At 47.7% G+C, this 17,997-nt stretch carries 18 protein-coding genes; 6 read left to right on the top strand and 12 right to left on the bottom strand.

Translation table 11 applies throughout. The features are described 5' to 3' along the window. Positions 1–85: 85 nt before the first annotated feature. Together BGO59_RS29425 and BGO59_RS29420 are read right to left on the bottom strand one after the other, a co-directional pair. Complete coding sequence (locus tag BGO59_RS29425; RefSeq protein ID WP_293690025.1) at positions 86–382, bottom strand: YtxH domain-containing protein; 297 nt, start codon at positions 380–382, stop codon at positions 86–88. A 100-nt stretch (positions 383–482) separates the two neighbouring features. Next, positions 483–1,208, bottom strand: a complete 726-nt coding sequence (locus BGO59_RS29420; RefSeq protein WP_293690022.1) for a DUF4386 domain-containing protein — start codon at positions 1,206–1,208, stop codon at positions 483–485. A 183-nt stretch (positions 1,209–1,391) separates the two neighbouring features. Here BGO59_RS29420 and BGO59_RS29415 point away from each other — a divergent pair, with 183 nt between their 5' ends. The 3 genes from BGO59_RS29415 (at position 1,392) to BGO59_RS29405 (ending at position 3,315) form a co-directional block, all read left to right on the top strand. Next, positions 1,392–2,243, top strand: a complete 852-nt coding sequence (locus BGO59_RS29415; protein WP_293690019.1) for a bifunctional transcriptional activator/DNA repair enzyme AdaA — start codon at positions 1,392–1,394, stop codon at positions 2,241–2,243. Between the two features lie 113 nt (positions 2,244–2,356). Then, complete coding sequence (locus BGO59_RS29410; protein WP_293690016.1) at positions 2,357–3,025, top strand: 2OG-Fe(II) oxygenase; 669 nt, start codon at positions 2,357–2,359, stop codon at positions 3,023–3,025. Continuing rightward, positions 3,022–3,315, top strand: a complete 294-nt coding sequence (locus tag BGO59_RS29405; protein ID WP_293690013.1) for an Ada metal-binding domain-containing protein — start codon at positions 3,022–3,024, stop codon at positions 3,313–3,315. Before BGO59_RS29410 ends, BGO59_RS29405 begins: the two co-directional genes overlap by 4 nt. Before the next feature lie 70 nt (positions 3,316–3,385). On the opposite strand, the gene BGO59_RS29400 is transcribed toward BGO59_RS29405, so the two are convergent. From BGO59_RS29400 to BGO59_RS29380, 5 genes are all read right to left on the bottom strand, one after another. Beyond that, positions 3,386–3,718, bottom strand: a complete 333-nt coding sequence (locus tag BGO59_RS29400; protein ID WP_293690010.1) for a hypothetical protein — start codon at positions 3,716–3,718, stop codon at positions 3,386–3,388. Positions 3,719–3,878: 160 nt separating this feature from the next. Beyond that, a complete protein-coding gene (locus tag BGO59_RS29395; RefSeq protein ID WP_293690007.1) occupies positions 3,879–4,625 on the bottom strand; it encodes a GLPGLI family protein in 747 nt (248 codons plus the stop codon). 31 nt (positions 4,626–4,656) lie between these two features. Continuing rightward, complete coding sequence (locus BGO59_RS29390) at positions 4,657–7,509, bottom strand: TonB-dependent receptor (protein ID WP_293690004.1); 2,853 nt, start codon at positions 7,507–7,509, stop codon at positions 4,657–4,659. 239 nt (positions 7,510–7,748) lie between these two features. Next, positions 7,749–9,077, bottom strand: a complete 1,329-nt coding sequence (gene pabB, locus BGO59_RS29385) for an aminodeoxychorismate synthase component I (RefSeq protein WP_293690001.1) — start codon at positions 9,075–9,077, stop codon at positions 7,749–7,751. 3 nt (positions 9,078–9,080) lie between these two features. Next, positions 9,081–10,088, bottom strand: coding sequence for an NYN domain-containing protein (locus BGO59_RS29380; protein ID WP_293689998.1), 1,008 nt, complete (start codon positions 10,086–10,088; stop codon positions 9,081–9,083). A 340-nt stretch (positions 10,089–10,428) separates the two neighbouring features. On the opposite strand from BGO59_RS29380, the gene hisB reads away from it, so the two are divergent. Both hisB and BGO59_RS29370 read left to right on the top strand, forming a co-directional pair. Next, entirely contained in the window at positions 10,429–11,577 is a 1,149-nt protein-coding gene (gene hisB, locus BGO59_RS29375) for a bifunctional histidinol-phosphatase/imidazoleglycerol-phosphate dehydratase HisB (RefSeq protein ID WP_293689995.1), read from the top strand. 320 nt (positions 11,578–11,897) lie between these two features. Beyond that, a complete protein-coding gene (locus BGO59_RS29370; RefSeq protein ID WP_293690450.1) occupies positions 11,898–12,464 on the top strand; it encodes a 1-acyl-sn-glycerol-3-phosphate acyltransferase in 567 nt (188 codons plus the stop codon). Between the two features lie 67 nt (positions 12,465–12,531). Here BGO59_RS29370 and nspC read toward each other — a convergent pair whose 3' ends face one another. The 5 genes from nspC to BGO59_RS29345 all read right to left on the bottom strand — a co-directional run bounded on the left by nspC (position 12,532) and on the right by BGO59_RS29345 (position 17,129). Beyond that, positions 12,532–13,683: a carboxynorspermidine decarboxylase gene (gene nspC, locus BGO59_RS29365; protein ID WP_293689992.1), complete on the bottom strand. Its 1,152-nt coding sequence runs from the start codon at positions 13,681–13,683 to the stop codon at positions 12,532–12,534. A gap of 30 nt (positions 13,684–13,713) precedes the next feature. Further along, positions 13,714–14,136: an energy transducer TonB gene (locus BGO59_RS29360; RefSeq protein WP_293689989.1), complete on the bottom strand. Its 423-nt coding sequence runs from the start codon at positions 14,134–14,136 to the stop codon at positions 13,714–13,716. 17 nt (positions 14,137–14,153) lie between these two features. Further along, on the bottom strand, positions 14,154–14,984 hold the full coding sequence (locus tag BGO59_RS29355) for an energy transducer TonB (protein ID WP_293689986.1): 831 nt from the start codon (positions 14,982–14,984) through the stop codon (positions 14,154–14,156). A 59-nt stretch (positions 14,985–15,043) separates the two neighbouring features. Continuing rightward, positions 15,044–15,826 carry a hypothetical protein gene (locus tag BGO59_RS29350; protein WP_293689983.1) on the bottom strand — a complete coding sequence of 261 codons (783 nt, stop codon included), beginning with the start codon at positions 15,824–15,826 and terminating at the stop codon, positions 15,044–15,046. A gap of 88 nt (positions 15,827–15,914) precedes the next feature. After that, positions 15,915–17,129, bottom strand: coding sequence for a saccharopine dehydrogenase family protein (locus BGO59_RS29345; protein ID WP_293689980.1), 1,215 nt, complete (start codon positions 17,127–17,129; stop codon positions 15,915–15,917). Positions 17,130–17,400: 271 nt separating this feature from the next. On the opposite strand from BGO59_RS29345, the gene BGO59_RS29340 reads away from it, so the two are divergent. Then, positions 17,401–17,841: a hypothetical protein gene (locus BGO59_RS29340; protein ID WP_293689977.1), complete on the top strand. Its 441-nt coding sequence runs from the start codon at positions 17,401–17,403 to the stop codon at positions 17,839–17,841. Positions 17,842–17,997: the final 156 nt, after the last annotated feature.

The following is a 17,997-nucleotide window of genomic DNA, read 5'->3' as shown; positions in this document are numbered from 1 at the left end:
CGGCGCTGTTTTTTGGTTCCCGCTAGTATTGGTCAACAGGTACATACAGAAGTCCTCTTTGTCCTGCTGACAAAGAGGTTATTTTCTAGCTTGGACTAGAGGTGTTAGGCGCGTCCGGCTTTTTGCCCAGTACATCGTTTATCGTCGCTTCCGCATCGGGGAAATTGGTTTTGAGCACGTCGGCCAATTGAGCTTTTAATTTTTCAAAGTACTCCGGTGCGTTATCAATGGCTCCTTCGGCCTCCGATTTCAGTTGCAGTCCTTTTTCTTTCAGGTCGGCCATCAATTTCTGACCATCTTCGGTTTGTGCATATTTATTGAGCGCGACTCCGGCGGCAGCTCCCAAAATAAACGTGGCTAAATGTTTGGCGTTAACTGGCATAGGTTCTGTCTGGTTTAATAACTAATCGAACTTACGAAAAAGCAGCTATCGCACAACACCAAAATACATCACCTGCTGCTTCCCCTCGTTGGAAGGTAAATTAGGCTTTCTGAACGGCAACCTCATCCAGCCGACGAAACTGAATGCCTAAAACCAGTAGCCAGACCAGCCAAAGTGTACTCCCCACTAATCCAGCCAGTTCCCAGGTTGGGAAGCCCGGCAGTACAGTCGCAAACAGGTCGCCCTGTGCCAGCAGGTAGATGCCAGAAGCCACCAGACCCAGGTAACTTACCCACCCTGAAACCATAGCCAGCCGACGTAAAGCCAGCGATAGCAAAACAGTATAAGCAATGGTCAGCAGTTGGCCCAGATGTTCACCCAGCACAACACCACCGTATTGATGAATAGCCGTAAAGACGACTTCGGTCGCCTGCCGGGTAGCTGGGTCGGTCGCCTGAACATACTGGGTAGCCAACACAGGCACCACAAACGGCCAGCGTAGCAACCCAACAATTTGCACGATACCCGACATAACGCCCAGTGTTGTTGCCCACCGCAAACCGGGTTCCTGTGGCTCCAGTTTCTGCCCGATAAGCACATACGCCTGTAGCAGAAGAAAGCCACTGATGGCAAAGAGCCACCACACCGCTATCAGCAGCCCACCGCCCTGATGGAAACGGGTCAGTATGATACCGGGTTCGTAGCGCAGCACATTCGGATAATCGAAGAGTATGGTTAAGGCCGTGTAAGGTACAATGACCAGAATAACCCCAAAAATGAGTAGATTACTGATAAATCGATTCGAAGGTAATAGAGCCGTTTTCATTTGTATACGATTGATTGACGATACAAAATTGGCTGAGCACCAGGGCTGATCTCCTGGACAAATGTCTAAATCGTTCGCCCTTTCGCATAGGCCAGGAAACTATTTAGACACTCAACTCCGCAAGAATCGGGTTTTTGGGCAGCGCGATTATGGCGACTTTTGTATAGTCAACACACAAATACAATGACAACCAACAGCACGTACACCTATCAGCAAATTGCCCAGGCCATTGAGCACCTCACCGCTACGTTTCGCGAGCAACCCTCACTGAGTGAACTGGCGACCAAGGCTAATATGAGTGAGTTTCACTTTCAACGTCTGTTTACCGAATGGGCGGGGGTAAGTCCAAAAAAATTCAGCCAGTACCTAACCCTCGAACACGCCAAAACCCAACTCCGGAAAGGCGTTGCCTTATCCGAAGCGGCTTATGAGGCCGGGCTTTCAGGAACAGGGCGTTTACACGATCTCTTTGTCACCATCGAAGGCGTTACGCCGGGCCAGTTTAAGCAGGCAGGCTCCGGGTTGCAACTTGTGTACGGCGTATTCGATAGTCCGTTTGGCGCGTATGTATTGGGGACTATGCATGACAAAATCGCTCTATTGCATTTTTTAGACGACCAGGATGACCCAGTTACTATTCTAAAAGCAGCCTGGCCTGAAGCGTCACTAATTCACGATCCTACTAGCATCCAGCGGTTTACCAATCAGATTTTTCCTGTTACTGGCGAACCCAACCAGACTATTAGTACTCCCTTACCTGTGTTGATGCGTGGGTCCGCCTTTCAGCTAAAAGTATGGGAAGCCCTGCTGAAGATTCCAGAAGGCCAACTGGCTAGTTACGATCAGATTGCCGATGCGATTGGACAGCCAACAGCGTCGCGGGCGGTTGGAACGGCTATCGGCGCTAATCCTATCGGTTATCTGATTCCTTGCCATCGGGTCATTAAGAAAACCGGCCTTTTCGGTGGTTATCGCTGGGGAGCCGAACGCAAGCAGGCCATGCTAGGCTGGGAAGCTGCGCGCGTTGATAACTAGTGATTCAAGGGCCGTCAACCGGTCATTTACTTCACGTACTTTGTTGTCAATCATTGACAGTGTATTAGTTTCCATCAATGACGCGAAGTAAATGACCACTAAATTCCTTTCTAATGACTTTAGCCACGCTCCCCGAAACAGGTTTTGCCGTATTGCCTCCCGTGTTATCGCCGGAGGAATGTGACTATGTCGCAACGCTCTTTGATGCCTCAGATCTATACCGGAAAACGGTAGTGATGCAACGCCATGGATACGGTAGCGGTGAATACAAATACTTTAGCTATCCCCTACCTACTGTTGTCGATCGGTTTCGGCATGAATTGTTTGCCCAACTGGCTCCTGTAGCCAACGACTGGAACGCTAAACTGGGTATTGACCTGCGTTACCCTACTAACCTTGACGAATGGCTGGTAATGTGCCATGAAGCCGGGCAAACCAAACCAACACCACTCATTCTGAAATACGGTGCTGGCGATTGGAATGCACTTCATCAGGATATGTATGGCGAGTTGTATTTTCCGTTTCAGGCGGTATTGTCTCTGAGTCAACCCAATCGGGACTATACGGGTGGCGAATTTGTTCTCATCGAACAACGACCGCGTATGCAATCGAAGCCCATTGTTTTACAGCCCGAACAAGGCCAGGTTGTTGTATTCACGACAAAATACCGACCGGCTAAAGGCACACGTGGCTACTATCGGCTGACGATGCGACACGGTGTCAGTGAAGTTCGGACAGGTACGCGCATCAACGTTGGGCTTATTTTTCACGATGCAGCATGATCCGTCATGTTGATCTCGGTCCAACACCATTTGCCCGACTGCGAAGGTTAGTTAGCGAACTAAAAAAAGGAGCTATTGCGCTCGGTGGCCATCGTCCTGGCAAGTTATACGGTCGGCTGGATTGTCGGGCTGGTAAGCGAATGAAACCTGAAAACCGGGTGTTTTTTCGCAATGCAACAGAAGCCATTGCAATTGGGTATCGCCCATGTGCTGTGTGTATGCCCGAAGCCTACAAAACCTGGAAAGCAAATACCTCCAACGCAAAACTCCCCCTGAATGCTGCTTCGTAAGCTCATTCAGGGGGAGTTGTATATGCAGTGTTCTTCTTTTAGCGATACGGGTAGCCAAACAAGCTACTTATCAGAGCAGATCGATAGCGATCATGATAATGTGCAGGATCAGGCTAATGGCGAAGCCGGAAAAAATATATCGGACGGGTAAGGCAGAAAGTACGGGAACCAGCACCCCTAAAAAGCAAAGCATACTGGCTAGAAACTGCCAATCCCCTCCGCCAAAGTTGGCCATGATCAGCAACAGTACAGGCGACAGGATGCATCCCTGAATAGCCAAGGCACCGACAGCCCATCCAAAGCGATAAAATTCGGCTTCAGAAACGAATTTTTTAACGGCAGAAATCCATGAAGTATCGGTGGTTGTGCTATAGTCAGGAGTTACTTGTGTGAGCGTTGCCATGATTTTGTGTGTTTGAATTACTCTACAAATCACGGCATAGGTCGCCGGACCCCACATGACGTTTATCAGGGTCAAACTTGACTTTTGTTAGGTAAAGGTCATAAACACGAAAACCGCTTGTAAGGAAGCGGTTTTCGTTGTCAAATTCAATTGAGTTTTCTCAATAACGTATTTCCCAGTACGGGTTTTCATGAGCTACTGTTTGCTGGGCAATATACTGGCGAATCACCTTATCGTAGGCAGCATCGTCTATTTTCTTTCCTTTTACTTTTGGTAGCTTAAGGTCATCAGCCGTAAGCGGGCGGAACGCAACGTTGGTTGCTTCTATGATCACCGTTCCGTCATCGATATTCAGTTCTAGAATCAGACCGGGCAAACCACACATCCGTTCGGGGCCAGCCGAAACCGGAATATCCTGCGCAAACCAGGCCGTAATTTTCTGATTTTTGACGGGATCTTCCGTCTCAGCTTTCATACAAATGAACCCCGCAACTTCTTTGATCTGATTCCCAATTTTCCAGACGGGTGCATGGATCGAATCTTCAACAACGTAGGTTTTACCCAGCATTTCGATGATGTCCGTCTTCTTATCCTTTTCAAAATTTCGGTACAAATCCAGTTCGTACTGCCGCCACGAGTATCCACCCTCTTCCGGTTCCGTACTGAAATAGGTGTACAGGCTTTCGTTGGCGTTAAAGGCCATCTTCATTTTGGTGCCTTTGTTGTTCTCTTCCCAGTTCTTCCGTAGCTGCGTCTGACGGTCCTTTTGCTCCTGACTCAGAAACGTCAGTCTACTAATCATTTTACTCCAGTAATCTTTACGAACGTAGGTCACTACACCTTCCGTTTTCTGGGCCATAGCCATCGAGCTGACCATCAGGCATAGTACCAGGACTAATTTCTTCATGATAAATAAGTGCGTTTAGAAGAGCTTGAAATCAATAATAATCCCGGCGCATTTTCGCCTGAACACCCCGCATGTTATACGTAAAGCTTAACATAAAATACCGGGCCAGCGACTGAATTCGCTCGGTGCTGGTATAGTTCTGACCCGCATACTGCGACACCACCACGTTGCGATTGAGCAGATCGAAGCCCGACAGCCGAATCTCTGCTTTTTTCGCCTTCCCAACGATACGATAGATCGACGAACTTAACAAGGGAATCTGCTGATTGAAATTCAGCTTCTCGTTTTTATACTCGTTGTAGTTCAGCGTCGTGTTCAGGTAAAAATCGCCGGGCAATTTCAGGTTCAGATCACCCCGGATGCTGTTGTTGTAGATGGTCTGGTTTTGCGTCGTATTGATCGAATACTTGGTATTGGTGATGCTCATATTCGCATTACCGTAAAAAGTAATCCACTCTTTAGGCGTCAACTCCAGCCGGACACCAAATGAGTAATTCTGGTTATTCGTCTCGTTCAGCACTTCATTGATTCGCGTCAGATTGTGGCCCAAATTCAACGAAGTGTTCAGGTTAAGCGTTGCCTTTGTTTTCTTCAGCGGGAAGCCGAAATAAATATTAGATCCCAGATTTTTACCACCCGTCAGGTTTTCTGGCATCGTCGTTGTAATCAGGGTTTTCGGATCAACGGTCTGGCTATACACGATCTGGTTTACAAAATAGGTCGTGTAAATATTCGTCCATAAATTAATGAAGCTCCCTGGGTTAAAGTAGTTGTACGAAGCACTCAGATTATGACCCAACTGAGGGAGCAGATTCGGATTTCCACGGGTAATGGCCAGCGGGTTGCTGTTGCTGGTTACTGGCTGTAAATCGCGCGAGGATGGTATCTGTACCCCTACATCATAATTGGCTCCCAGGTATCGGTTATTTTTCAGATCGAAGTTGAGCGAGACGTTCGGAATCACTGTCGTGAATGTCCGGTTGATGGGTTGAAGCGGCTGGCTCTGGTCGCGGGCAAACTTCCCATCAAGCTGAAATTGCTGCCCCGCTACCCCAGCCGATATATTCAACCCTTTGTAGGAGTAACGCACACTGCTTCCCAGTCGATTGAAGAGGTAATTGTTCTTGTAGTACAAACTCAGGGAATCAATTCGTCGGCGGCTGTCGTCCAGGTTTGCCACATCGCGATCGACTTCATCGTAGCGAAGGTTAAAGTTATAGAACGTCTCCCAGAAGAACTTTTTGGCGAACGGCTCTACATACAACAGGTTAGCCTTGTATTGGTTACTGACCGAATTGGTTCCCTGATCCTGATTGAGTATTCGCAGCATGTCGTTCACACTGGTAGCCTGATAGAATTCGTTTCGGGCTTTCAGCAGTAAATCGCCATCGTTTTTATTCATCTGAAACGTAGCGCTGGCGCCAAAGTTGCGCCCTTTCTTTTTGAACTTCAGCCGATACAGAAGCGTATTGGCTATCGCAAACTGGTTGGCTGATGAATTATTCGTCGATTGGCTATAGGTTGTCGGAAGTTCAGCGCTATTTGCGACGCTCTGAAACACCCGTTGCTGACTTTGCAGATTGCTGGTATTAAGCCCAAACCGGCTGTTACTGATGATCAGCAACGTTTGCATGGAATCAAGCTGCTTCTCTAAACGGAAGCTAATCCGGTGGTTCGTGGCCAGGTTGGACTGGCTGCTGGTGTCCGTTTTCCGCAGATTGGTTGAACCGGGCAGGTAACTTTTGTTTTCCCGAAGCGCATCCAGATTTAACCGGGTCTGGTTGAAATAATAGCTGGTGCTTAGCTTGGTTTTCTTCGTGTCGTAGTTGTAGTTAAGGCCCCCGGCCGTATTTTTGGTAAAGCCCCGGCCATTGCCGCCACTAATCGGAATGGTCAGGCTTTCATTGTCGTCGCCAAAGTAGAGATAACGATTAGAGCCACTAAACCCGAAGTCGGCATTATCGTTCCAGTTGAACGAGTTACTCCCCCTAAAATCCTGATAGTCATTAAAGGAAAGGCCCTGTTGGTTCGTGTTATTTCCGAGTAGCAAGGCCGAAAATTGTTGCTTGCTGTCGAACTTGTTGTAGCTTCCTTTCCCCTCAAAACGCGTCGATACATTATTCGAAGCAGGCCCGGCTCCGGCCGTCAATTTCCCAAAACCACCTTTTTTAAACTCTTCCTTCAGTTGCAGGTTAACGGTTTTTTCTTTCTTGCCATCGTCAACGCCGGTCATTTTAGCCTGTTCGGTTTTATCGTTAAACACCTGCACTTTTGTAATGGCTTCGGCCTGCAGATTTTTGGTCGCTAACTTTGGATCATCCCCGAAAAAACTCTTTCCATCGACCGTTACTTTTTTAACCTCCTGCCCCTGTGCCCGAATGTTCCCGTCCTGATCGACCTGAACACCCGGTAGCTTTCTAAGCAAATCTTCTACCGTTGATCCGGGCGGGACCTTAAATGAACTGGCATTGTATTCGATGGTATCGCCTTTGATCGTCAGTGGAGCCTTTGCCGTTCGAACCACTACTTCCATCAGTTCGCGGGTGATCGGCTTCAGTTTCAACGGACCTAAATCCATAACCGGCTCCCCCGCATGCTTAATCAGTTGATTATAAGGAATCAACCCGACAAACGAAATTTTCAGAATGTATGTACCCGCTTTTATATTCTTAAAAGTAAAAGCTCCGTTGTCGCCCGTACGGGTAAAGTTGACCATCGACGAATCTTTGGCGCTGAGCAGCATAACCGTTGAGGAGGGCAGCGGAGCCGATGTTGTATCGACAGCACGGCCCTGAAGTGTAAAGCGGGTTGCCGCCGGAGGACTTTGTGCATAAAGCGAAGCCGTGAGCAGGCATAGTAAGGCCAGCAGGGAAAGGTTTCTCATGGATGATCGAATAGAAGATAATAGGATAATGAGAGCAAATATAAAAATCAGTTAATAGGTTAGTTACGGCCTTAACGAATTTTAACTAATTTTTTAGTAAATTAACTATTTTTATAGGAACAAACCGAATACCCTACTCAACTAAACGAAAGAGCCTTATCCCGATAAAAAGGTTGCATCCTTTGATTAGTGAAGAGAAAAAACAGGAAGTGATTGCATAAAACGATACGTTTAATTGATTAAACGGTAGTAAAACCGTCAATCACCTCCCGAATTGCCTTTGCTTTCAACAGGCATTCTTCCCATTCCTGTACGGGATCGGCATCGTAGGTGATGGCACTACCTACTGAGAAAGACGCATACCGATTTTGCGCATTGTAGAGAAGCGTGCGGATAACCACACTGAAATCAAAATCGCCCTCTGGCGTAATAAAACCAATAGCGCCCGAATAAACTCCCCGCCTGCTTACCTCCAGTTCATCGATCAACTCCATGGCCCGGATTTTGGGAGCGCCAGTCATGCTCCCCATCGGAAAAGCATGTCGAATAGCCTCGGCCCAATTTACGCCTTCCCGCAATGTTGCCGAAACCGTCGAAATCATCTGATACACCTGCTGAAAGCCATAAATACCGAACAGTTCATCCACCCGCACAGATCCGGTTTTGGCGCTACGCGCCAGATCGTTTCGAACGAGGTCAACGATCATCAGATTTTCGGCCCGCTCTTTTTCTGATTGCAGCAATTGCGTACGAAGCAGGCTATCTTCGTCCGGTGTTTTTCCGCGCCTGATTGTTCCTTTTATGGGCTGCGATAAAACGTTTTGCCCTTCCTTTTTTAGGAATCGCTCGGGCGATGCACCCATAACATACCGCTCACCGATTTTCATAAAATTAGAAAAGGGCATGGGGGATCGCTGGTTCAGAGCGCGGTAAACCGTTAGTGGGTCCAGATGGATGGCTTCGGCAAAAAACTCGATGCAATAATTCAGTTCATATACATCGCCTGCCAGAATATGCTGCTGAATACGACGCACGTTGGCCAGGTAGTCATCATAAGAAACCCGACACTGAATGGCCGGAGGAAGAGCAACTAATGAAGGTGCAGTTATAGGGGCTGGCTGGAAATGTACGATTTGTTGCCATAGCTCCTGGGCGTTGCCGTATCCACGAATACATACGCAACCCGTCTGGCGGTCAGACGCTTCAAAGTCAATAACCCAGGCAGGTTCAACAAAATAAACATCTGGAAAACCTAATCGATTCGGGTTACGGCTTTCCAATACCTCAAGCTGATTTTTCAGGTCATACCCCAGATAACCAACCAGGTAAGATGGTCGACGGGCATGTGCATCCGCTAGAGCCTCGAACGCATCATGCTCAGAAAACGAAATGACCCGTTCCGCACCAACAAAGAGTCGGTTTGGGAACGGGTCATTTGGATAGATACTATCGTTATTGGTTAATGAAGCGACAAAATCAACTGAATCGTTCTGTTGGCTGATAGCCCAGGCTAATGCCTGCCAACGAACAGATTGCATGTCGGCAACGTCTATACGCAGGGAATCCATACCTTACTGACGTAATAACCGAACGTCAACAGCAATATCTTTTCCTTCGGCATTCTGACCAATTGAAAACTCAACTTCGTCGTCGACCTGCAATTCATTGAAATCGGTATCGACTAAACTTGTGTAGTGGAAAAACAGGTTATTAGGCGGGTAATTCACAAAGCCATAGCCGGTTTTAAGGCTGCGAATGGTGCTGATTTTACGCCCTTCCGGGTCACTATCGGCCACATTATAATTAGGCTCTATCGATGAATCGTAGTCGTAATTACTTTCCAGTGATAATGAACTGCCATAGCTCATACCATTCGTATAGCTATTGCCATTTCCGTTGACGGTTGAAAAAGTAGGTCTGGCAGCCTGTTTGACAAATAAATTCTGGATCACCATATCGTTCCTACGGCTTCGGTCATCAATAATACCGTGCATAGCCACCGGATAAGATACCTCTTCGAGCAAATCCTGCGATGTGCGCGTCACCTGCTTTTCGCCCTGTTCATTCAGAAATTCGAAATCCCAGCTCAGCACCATAATACGGGAGCCCAGCGTGTTAAGCTTTCGAATGAGCGGCACATAATCCCCATCGGATGTGATCAATACGACTACGTCGAACTTTTTGTACTGAGCCAGTTCGAATGCTTCGAGGGCCAGCCATACATCAATCCCTTTTTCCTGCCGGTATCCCTGATACGTTTTTACAGGCAGGTAATGCGTTACAACCCCTTCCGACATGAGAATATCGTCGAACAGTCGATCATAAAAAAGTTGATTACCACGTTGATTAGCCTCATGAGCGTTCAGCCGACCACGAAAATAGTGTGCATCTACAATCTGACACAGCCGTTCGTTCACCCCTTCTTCTTCGGCTACCTGACGACGAATAAACGCGTGCAGCCCTGAAATACTGATACGGCTACGACGTTCGTGCGAATAATTATAGTAGTTGCTTACATGTAGAAAATAATTACCGTCATAGAAAACCCCAATACGGGTTAATCTGGATTCTGCTGGCATGCTGTACCTGAATGTTTATAATTGTATGATTATGTAAGAGAAAAATGCTTTTAATTATCCTTTTATGGGGCTGATTGGTGGTATATGGATACTATAACTACGAAAAAAATAACTTATCTACTTCTATTTTAATCGTATTCAATATTACTCAAAACAAGTTACTTAAACCTTAAGCACTACACTTTATTGTATAGACTTTATTAATTATTGTAGGTAACAAAGAAAAAGGAGAATCAGTGCGGGAAAGATTAATAGTGTATAAAGAATACGCTGCAAACATAACAATTTTTTAGATGCATGCTACCCTACCCCTATCTTTGCCCATTCATTCCTGCGTACTATGCAAAAAATCTTATTTATCGACCGCGACGGCACGCTTATAATTGAGCCACAGCCCGATCAACAGGTCGATTCATTAGCCAAGCTTGATTATATACCCAAGGCGATTTCGGCAATGCGCAAAATAGCCGAAGAAACAGATTATCAACTAGTTATGGTCACAAACCAGGATGGACTGGGTACCGACTCGTTCCCTGAAGATACCTTCTGGCCCGCCCACAACAAAATGCTGACCACCTTCGCCGGAGAAAATATCCACTTCAAGGCGATTCACATTGATCGTCACTTTCCGCGCGATAACTCCCCCACGCGCAAACCGGGTACCGGCATGCTGACAGGCTATTTTTCAGCCGATTATGACCTGGCCAATAGTTTTGTGATCGGTGATCGGCTCACAGATGTACAGTTAGCGATTAACCTGGGCGCTAAAGCCATCCTGTTTCTACCGCCCAATGGACTAGCTACGGTACAAGCTGCTGATGTGTCGGGCATGACCCCAGCTATGCAGGACGCGATTGCCCTAACGACCGACAACTGGGATCAGATTTACGAATTTTTACGCTTACCCGCCCGAACAGCCACTGTAGAACGGAATACCAAAGAAACACAAATTCGTGTCGATCTGAATCTGGATGGCTCAGGGAAAGCGGATATTCATACGGGGCTGGGCTTTTTCGATCACATGCTCGACCAGGTTGCCAAACATTCAGGGGCAAACCTGGCCATTCATGTCAACGGCGACCTACATATTGACGAGCATCATACTATTGAGGATACAGCACTGGCCCTTGGGGAAGCCTACCGTCGTGCGCTGGGCGATAAACGGGGCATTAGCCGATATGGTTTTTTACTCCCAATGGATGAAGCACTGGCTCAGGTCGGTATCGATTTTTCGGGCCGTCCGTGGCTCGTCTGGGATGCGGAATTTCGGCGCGAAAAAATCGGGGATATGCCTACCGAAATGTTTTTCCATTTCTTCAAATCACTCTCAGATACAGCACTTTGCAATCTGAACATCAAGGTTGAAGGAGACAATGAGCATCATAAAATCGAAGCTATTTTTAAAGCTTTTGCCAAAGCCATAAAAATGGCCGTCCGACGTGACATTAAAGAACTGGACAACCTACCTAGTACGAAAGGGGTTTTGTAAGTGTGGAGCCGTCGGTTATAACCCGCCTGCTTTTGCACCTACAATTGACGAACGAGTATCGGCCAACGGCTGTTAACTATCGACTTTTCCTATTACTTTTGCATCTGAATTCAACCGAACATCGACATGGATTTATCAACTCCTTTGACCATTCTGTTCTACGTCGTTCTGCTAACCGCTTCGTTCATTACGGGTCGGTGGCTGGAGCGCAATGACCGGAAGTATTAATTTCAGTCGAAATAGATCAATCACTCAGTAGTAGGTCTTTCAACCAGAATGGCTATTACTGAGTGATTGATCTATTTCGACTATCGACTCTTATGCTCAGTGCCTTTGCACGTTGGTTGTTTACCATTGCCGGATGGCAATTAGTAGGTCCTGTTCCTAATCTCCCCAAAACCATTTGGGTGGTTGCCCCCCATACAACCAACTGGGATTTTCTCGTGGGGCTCGGTGCCCGGGCGGCCACTCGTGTCTGGGTTCAATACCTGGCCAAGAGTTCGCTGTTTGTGTGGTATTCCGGCTGGCTCTTTCGGGCGCTTGGCGGCAAGCCTGTTTACCGGGATAGATCACACAATCTGGTCGATGCAATTGTAGAGGTTTTTAGCCAAAGCGACCATCTTCATATCTGCATCGCCCCTGAAGGCACTCGCAGTAATGTTAAAAAGCTGAAAACCGGCTTTTATTACATTGCGTTAAAGGCCAACGTTCCGTTGATACTCACAGGCTTCGACTGGCCCCGTAAGCAGGTCATTCTCAGTGAACCCCTCTATGTAACGGGCAATTATGAGGCCGATATGGTTCCTTTCTACGCGTTTTTCTCATCCATACAAGGCATCAAGAAGGATTGGCTAACGCAATGGGAAGAAACAGGCGTTATTGAGTAATAGCTAATCGTTGTTGTAACGCGGGAGAAAGCGGGCGATTTTCAACCGCGTTACAACCTGTTTATCGTTAACTCAGCCGGTCTTTGAAGCTTTCGTAACCGTACGTTCGCACGAGTTGGAATGTCTCATCCTCTTTCCATATTCCAATAGAAGGTAGATTGACGCCATTGAAGGTCGTGGTTTTGACCATCGTGTAATGAATCATATCATCGAACACGATTTTATCGCCTATTTGCAAAGGGGAATCAAACGAATAATCGCCCATAAAGTCACCCGCCAGGCAGGTCATACCTCCCAGCCGATAGGTAGGCTTACCAGCCACTGGTTCATGATAGGAATGGATGATGCGAGGCTTATAGGGCATTTCGAGTGTATCGGGCATATGAGCCGCAAACGACGTATCCAGAACGGCGACATGAATCCCCTGACTATCCAGCACATCCAGCACGGTCGATACCAGAACCCCCGTTTGCCAGGCAATGGCTGATCCCGGCTCCAGAATCACATCGACATTGTATTTCTGCCGGAAAGCGCTTAACAGACCAATCAGGTGTGCCGTATCGTACCCTTCGCGGGTCATAAGATGCCCTCCACCAAAATTGACCCATTTCACCTGATGTAGTAAATCCGCAAACCGCGCTTCAAAGGCCTGAAGTGTCCGCTCGAGGGTAAAGGAGTCATTTTCGCAAAGAGTGTGAAAATGAATCCCTTCCAGTCCGTCGGGTAGCTGATCGGGTAACTGATCGCGGGTGGCACCCAGCCGCGAACCGGGCACACAAGGGTTATACATCTCCGTAGCCACTTCGGAGTACTGCGGATTGACACGGATACCGCACGATACCCGCCCAACGGCCCGATCGTTAAATCGCTCCCACTGGCTCCATGAATTAAACGTGAGGTGGCTGCTACGGTCTACCACTTCGTCGAACTCATCGTCGCGGTAAGCCGGTATATAGGTATGCGCTTTGACGCCCATGTAATCGTTGACGAGTTTAATCTCGTTGAGCGAACTGGCCGTAGCTCCACTCAGGTATTCGCGTACTAATGGAAAGGCACTGTACATCGAAAAGCCTTTCAGGGCCAGAATAATGGTTACTCCAGCCGCCTTCTGAACGGAATCGATAAGGTCAAGATTTCGGCGAAGTTTAGCTTCTTCGAGAATAAAACAGGGCGACGGAATCGCCGGATCGGACAGGTGTTGCAGCAGATTGGTATTCATACCGCAAAGGTAGGCAAAGGCAAATGAATGTCATTTACGTTTGTCTGAATCCATCCCAAAAGCGATCGGCAGGTAATACTTCACCCGGATCGGTATTCCAGACTGGCTCCCCGGCACCCAGCAGGGCATGGCTTTTACGGCCAGAAGTGCTTCTTCATCGCATCCATAGCCAAGTTCTTTCAGTAGCCGGATATCGGTCAGGCTACCATCTTTTTCAACAATAAACGACACAAAAACCCGGCCTTTTATCTTTTCTTTTTGAGCCATTAACGGGTAATGTATCATCGCCTGTAGGTAGCTGGTCAACGCTTTAGACCCGCCCGGAAACGCTGGCGCGCTTTCAACAATTGTATATACAGTTGTATCCGTTTTATGTATCGTTTGTCCCTGGGCCTTTGGCACAGACAGAATAAACAAACTAATGATCAGCAAGGCAATAGGGATAGAGTGCATGGCCCAGAGTGAACGATTTATTCCAGCGTAAACGAAATGGGCAAATTGAATCTGACCCGCACCGCCCGGCCCGACTGTTTACCGGGTTTCCATGGGGGCATTTTCTGCATAACCCGAATGGCCTCTTCGTCGCAACCGAAGCCGATGCCTTTCAGTACCTGAAGCTCGGCCAGGCTACCGTCGGTATTCACCACAAAGCTGACATATACTCGCCCCGAAACCCCTGCCGATGCGGCTGCACGCGGATAATTCAGGTTTTTACTCAGAAAGCTTCTCAAAGCTTCCATCCCGCCGGGATACTCGGGCTGCTGCTCAACCCTTAAAAAAGGTGCTTCGGGGGCGGCTTCCACTTCAACTGCTTTCTCCTGAATGGTTGGCGCAGACGCTTCCGGTGCCAGTATTACCTCTTCGGCACCCGTTCCTTCGGCCGTTTCCGTACCCGATGTAGCGTCTTTTAATTGATCAGTAGTGGGCGGCAGATTTTCGTCAATCACTTCCTCCTCAGGCTTCACTTCGGGAGGTAAGTTTCGGACGGTATTGACTGCCGGAGCCGGTTCCGTTTTGGGTAAGGTAACCGGAGGTTCCTCTATTTTCTCAGGCAGTTTCATCATATCGGCCGAAATCATGACTTCCTGATCGGAGGCTGTCTGTTTAGGCCAGAAATGATCATACAGGGCGGGCCCAGCCAATCCGGCTAAAAATAAACCGACACCCAGGCCTAAAGCACGGCTGAGTGTCGGTCGATACTGCTGACGCAGTACAAATGCGCCATAGGCCTGATTACGGGCCTGAAAAATAATGTCGTCGTAGGTAGGAGCAACGGGCAGAAACGGATCGGAGCGACGCATAGCGATAATTAGTTGGTTTACCGCTTAGATGTGGGCCCACACCGTATTCCACAATCTGGTCAGAAACTATCGTACTTCTGGACAAGCTGAATGGCATCATTTTCGGCCTTAAAATGTAAATCGGCCTGCTTCACATACGCTTTCAGTTCCTCTTTGTGGTCGCCCAATGCCTCAATCAGTGATTTGTCGGAGAGTTTTACTTTCTCCAGGGTCATGTCAGGCTTCAGGATATAATAAGAGATTATATCCCGAAATTCGTCATAACGGACATTGTTCGAGTAAGGATTTTTATAATCGGCCTGTTTAAACGCCTTGGCGATTCGTTTCAGCAAGGCTGATTTTCCCTGATAGAGCACCAGAAAATAGCCTTCCCTAACAAGTTCGTCACTGATTTTGGCCGATGGTATATGGCGAAACACATAAAACTGTCCATCGCCATTTTTTAGCTGAAACGACTTTACCTGGTCTGCATTAACGATGATTGAGTCATTTCCGGCCCAGGTCCGCAGCAGAATCAGGTGCTGGCGGAAGGCGTCGAACTTGATCGGCACATCTTTGTAGTGCTGCCCAGCCACCATTTCGATCTGGCCTTTATTCCACTCGGGCAGAAAATACGGTGTTCCACGCAACCCCTCGTACCGATGGTCGATGGTGTTGACCATGGTATAGGGGCCGGCACCGACAATCTGGCTGGTTGATTGATAGGTTTCGTACCCATTCCGTTGCGAATTGGGGTTATACTGCGACTGATTAACGGGCTGTGTTTTGGTTGAATCAGGCTTCTGCGCATATACATTAACAAGGGAAGCCATTGCCAACACAAAAAGTACCAGACGTTTCATAGGATGCGTGGTTTAGAAATAGTTTGTCAAGTAACGAAAAATCCCGCCTTGATGTATGACGGGATTTTTCTATTTTAAGAATTTTTAATCAGGCCGGATATTCGTGCGGTAAGGGAATATCGATCCGTTCGTTTACGGGTAAGCCCTGTTTGTTCATTTGCTCGATAAACGGATCGGGATCAAGCTCTTCACAATTCCAGACGCCCGGCTTCATCCAGACACCCGTCAGCATGAGCATAGCGCCAATCATGGCTGGCACACCGGTGGTATAACTAACGGCCTGCCCCCGAACTTCTTTGTAGGTCTCGGCATGATCGCAGTTATTCCAGATGAAATAGGTACGCTCATTGCCATCTTTTACCCCCTTGATCTGGCACCCAATACTGGTTTGGCCGGTATAGTTTTCGCCCAATGAGTCAGGAGCGGGTAGTACGGCCTTCAGAAATTCAAGTGGAACGATGTCCATGCCCTGAAACTTGATGGGGTCAATACGCGTCATGCCTACGTTTTGCAGTACCTCCAGGTGTGTCAGATAGGCCTGTCCGAAGGTCATCCAGAAACGAGCCCGTTTCAGCGTTGGGAAGTTTTTCACCAGCGATTCCAGCTCCTCGTGGTAGAGTACATACGACTCCTTGGGCCCAATGCCCGGATAGTCGATGGGTTTATGAATACTCATGGCCGGAATTTCCACCCACTCCCCATTCTCCCAGTAGCGACCGGGCTGGGTAATTTCCCGAATGTTGATTTCTGGATTAAAGTTGGTCGCAAATGCCTTTCCGTGGTTCCCCGCATTACAGTCGACAATATCGAGGTAATCCATCCGGTCGAAATAGTGTTTGGCAGCATAAGCCGTAAATACCTGCGTAGCACCCGGATCGAAACCACAACCCAGCAACGCCATCAGGCCAGCCTGCTCGAAACGCTCTTTGTAGGCCCACTGCCAGCTATATTCAAACTTGGCAACATCCTTAGGTTCGTAGTTAGCCGTGTCCATGTAGTGCACACCCGCTTCCAGACAGGCATCCATAATGGGCAAATCCTGATAGGGTAATGCCACATTGATTACCAACACGGGATTGAATGACCGAATTAAAGCAACCGTCTCGGCTACCACGTCGGCATCGACCTGCGCTGTTTGAATCGTTACGCCGTGCATTTCCTGAATCTCGGCTGCGATACGGTCGCATTTCGCCTTGGTACGGCTAGCCAGCATGATACTAGTAAATACGTTGCTGTTCATGGCGCACTTATGTGCTACCACGCTGCCAACACCACCCGCCCCAATAATGAGCACCTTTGCCATCTATCTGAATCTAAAAGTTTGTGTGTTTCGTTTTCGGCTGCAAAGATAGGGAAAGCAGGGAAGGGTTGTTTTAAAGAGCGAAAGAATGCAGGATCGAACGAGTGAAAACCTGCCTGCATCAGCCATTTACCTTTTGCTCATTCACCATTTCGCTCATTTCGTTGTCATAAACTCGAAAAGTCCAAAAAATCACGAAAAATTCATGTCGCTCTAACAAATACTTAGTATATTTGTTAAGTAGACAAATATACACTCCCTAATTACTCTCGTTATGAAATTTGTTTCTTCCACAGGTTCTCCCGATTCATTCGAAATGGCTATTGTTGGGTATGGTAAAGCCACTACCACCTGGCGGGACCGAAATCGGCTTCAGTGCCGTTTTTCGACCTTCTGGCGCCAAAAGGCCGATACGCGGTCGGCTATTCTACAAACCTGGGAAGTAAAGCGGTTACTGGTTAGCTTACGCTCGTTATGGAATAAGGCCTCTAATCACATTACGCTCAATTTCTCACAACCTGGTTTAAGTGTAGAGGCTAAAGCCCTTTCGAACGACCAATATCGCCTGCAAATTCAGCTTAATCATGAGCTTACCCCTGCCTGGCATCCTTATCCCGATTTTCCACTGGAAATGGATATTCTGCTCAATCGAAATCAGCTCCAGGAAGCCATTCAGGATTTATCGGGCCAGATAGATACCTACCCAGAACGGTAGTTTGTGCCTCCCTAACCAATTTACCCTTGGGCCATTGGCTAATTTTTCACTTAACTTACCTGTACAGCCAGATTTGTGCAGGTACTCATAATTGTATAATGCAGAGGATAGAATAGTCCCGTTTGTCAATCATTTTGCGGTTTATTTTTATTTTTA

It is taken from the genome of Spirosoma sp. 48-14 (assembly GCF_001898575.1).
GTDB lineage: Bacteria > Bacteroidota > Bacteroidia > Cytophagales > Spirosomataceae > Spirosoma.
This window is presented reverse-complemented; position numbering and strand designations above follow the sequence as displayed.

Coding starts and splice junctions, on each gene's coding strand:
- BGO59_RS29425 (WP_293690025.1), bottom strand. CDS start 382: ATGCCAGTTAACGCCAAACATTTAGCCACGTTTATTTTGGGAGCTGCC.
- BGO59_RS29420 (WP_293690022.1), bottom strand. CDS start 1,208: ATGAAAACGGCTCTATTACCTTCGAATCGATTTATCAGTAATCTACTC.
- BGO59_RS29415 (WP_293690019.1), top strand. CDS start 1,392: ATGACAACCAACAGCACGTACACCTATCAGCAAATTGCCCAGGCCATT.
- BGO59_RS29410 (WP_293690016.1), top strand. CDS start 2,357: ATGACTTTAGCCACGCTCCCCGAAACAGGTTTTGCCGTATTGCCTCCC.
- BGO59_RS29405 (WP_293690013.1), top strand. CDS start 3,022: ATGATCCGTCATGTTGATCTCGGTCCAACACCATTTGCCCGACTGCGA.
- BGO59_RS29400 (WP_293690010.1), bottom strand. CDS start 3,718: ATGGCAACGCTCACACAAGTAACTCCTGACTATAGCACAACCACCGAT.
- BGO59_RS29395 (WP_293690007.1), bottom strand. CDS start 4,625: ATGAAGAAATTAGTCCTGGTACTATGCCTGATGGTCAGCTCGATGGCT.
- BGO59_RS29390 (WP_293690004.1), bottom strand. CDS start 7,509: ATGAGAAACCTTTCCCTGCTGGCCTTACTATGCCTGCTCACGGCTTCG.
- pabB (WP_293690001.1), bottom strand. CDS start 9,077: ATGGATTCCCTGCGTATAGACGTTGCCGACATGCAATCTGTTCGTTGG.
- BGO59_RS29380 (WP_293689998.1), bottom strand. CDS start 10,088: ATGCCAGCAGAATCCAGATTAACCCGTATTGGGGTTTTCTATGACGGT.
- hisB (WP_293689995.1), top strand. CDS start 10,429: ATGCAAAAAATCTTATTTATCGACCGCGACGGCACGCTTATAATTGAG.
- BGO59_RS29370 (WP_293690450.1), top strand. CDS start 11,898: ATGCTCAGTGCCTTTGCACGTTGGTTGTTTACCATTGCCGGATGGCAA.
- nspC (WP_293689992.1), bottom strand. CDS start 13,683: ATGAATACCAATCTGCTGCAACACCTGTCCGATCCGGCGATTCCGTCG.
- BGO59_RS29360 (WP_293689989.1), bottom strand. CDS start 14,136: ATGCACTCTATCCCTATTGCCTTGCTGATCATTAGTTTGTTTATTCTG.
- BGO59_RS29355 (WP_293689986.1), bottom strand. CDS start 14,984: ATGCGTCGCTCCGATCCGTTTCTGCCCGTTGCTCCTACCTACGACGAC.
- BGO59_RS29350 (WP_293689983.1), bottom strand. CDS start 15,826: ATGAAACGTCTGGTACTTTTTGTGTTGGCAATGGCTTCCCTTGTTAAT.
- BGO59_RS29345 (WP_293689980.1), bottom strand. CDS start 17,129: ATGGCAAAGGTGCTCATTATTGGGGCGGGTGGTGTTGGCAGCGTGGTA.
- BGO59_RS29340 (WP_293689977.1), top strand. CDS start 17,401: ATGAAATTTGTTTCTTCCACAGGTTCTCCCGATTCATTCGAAATGGCT.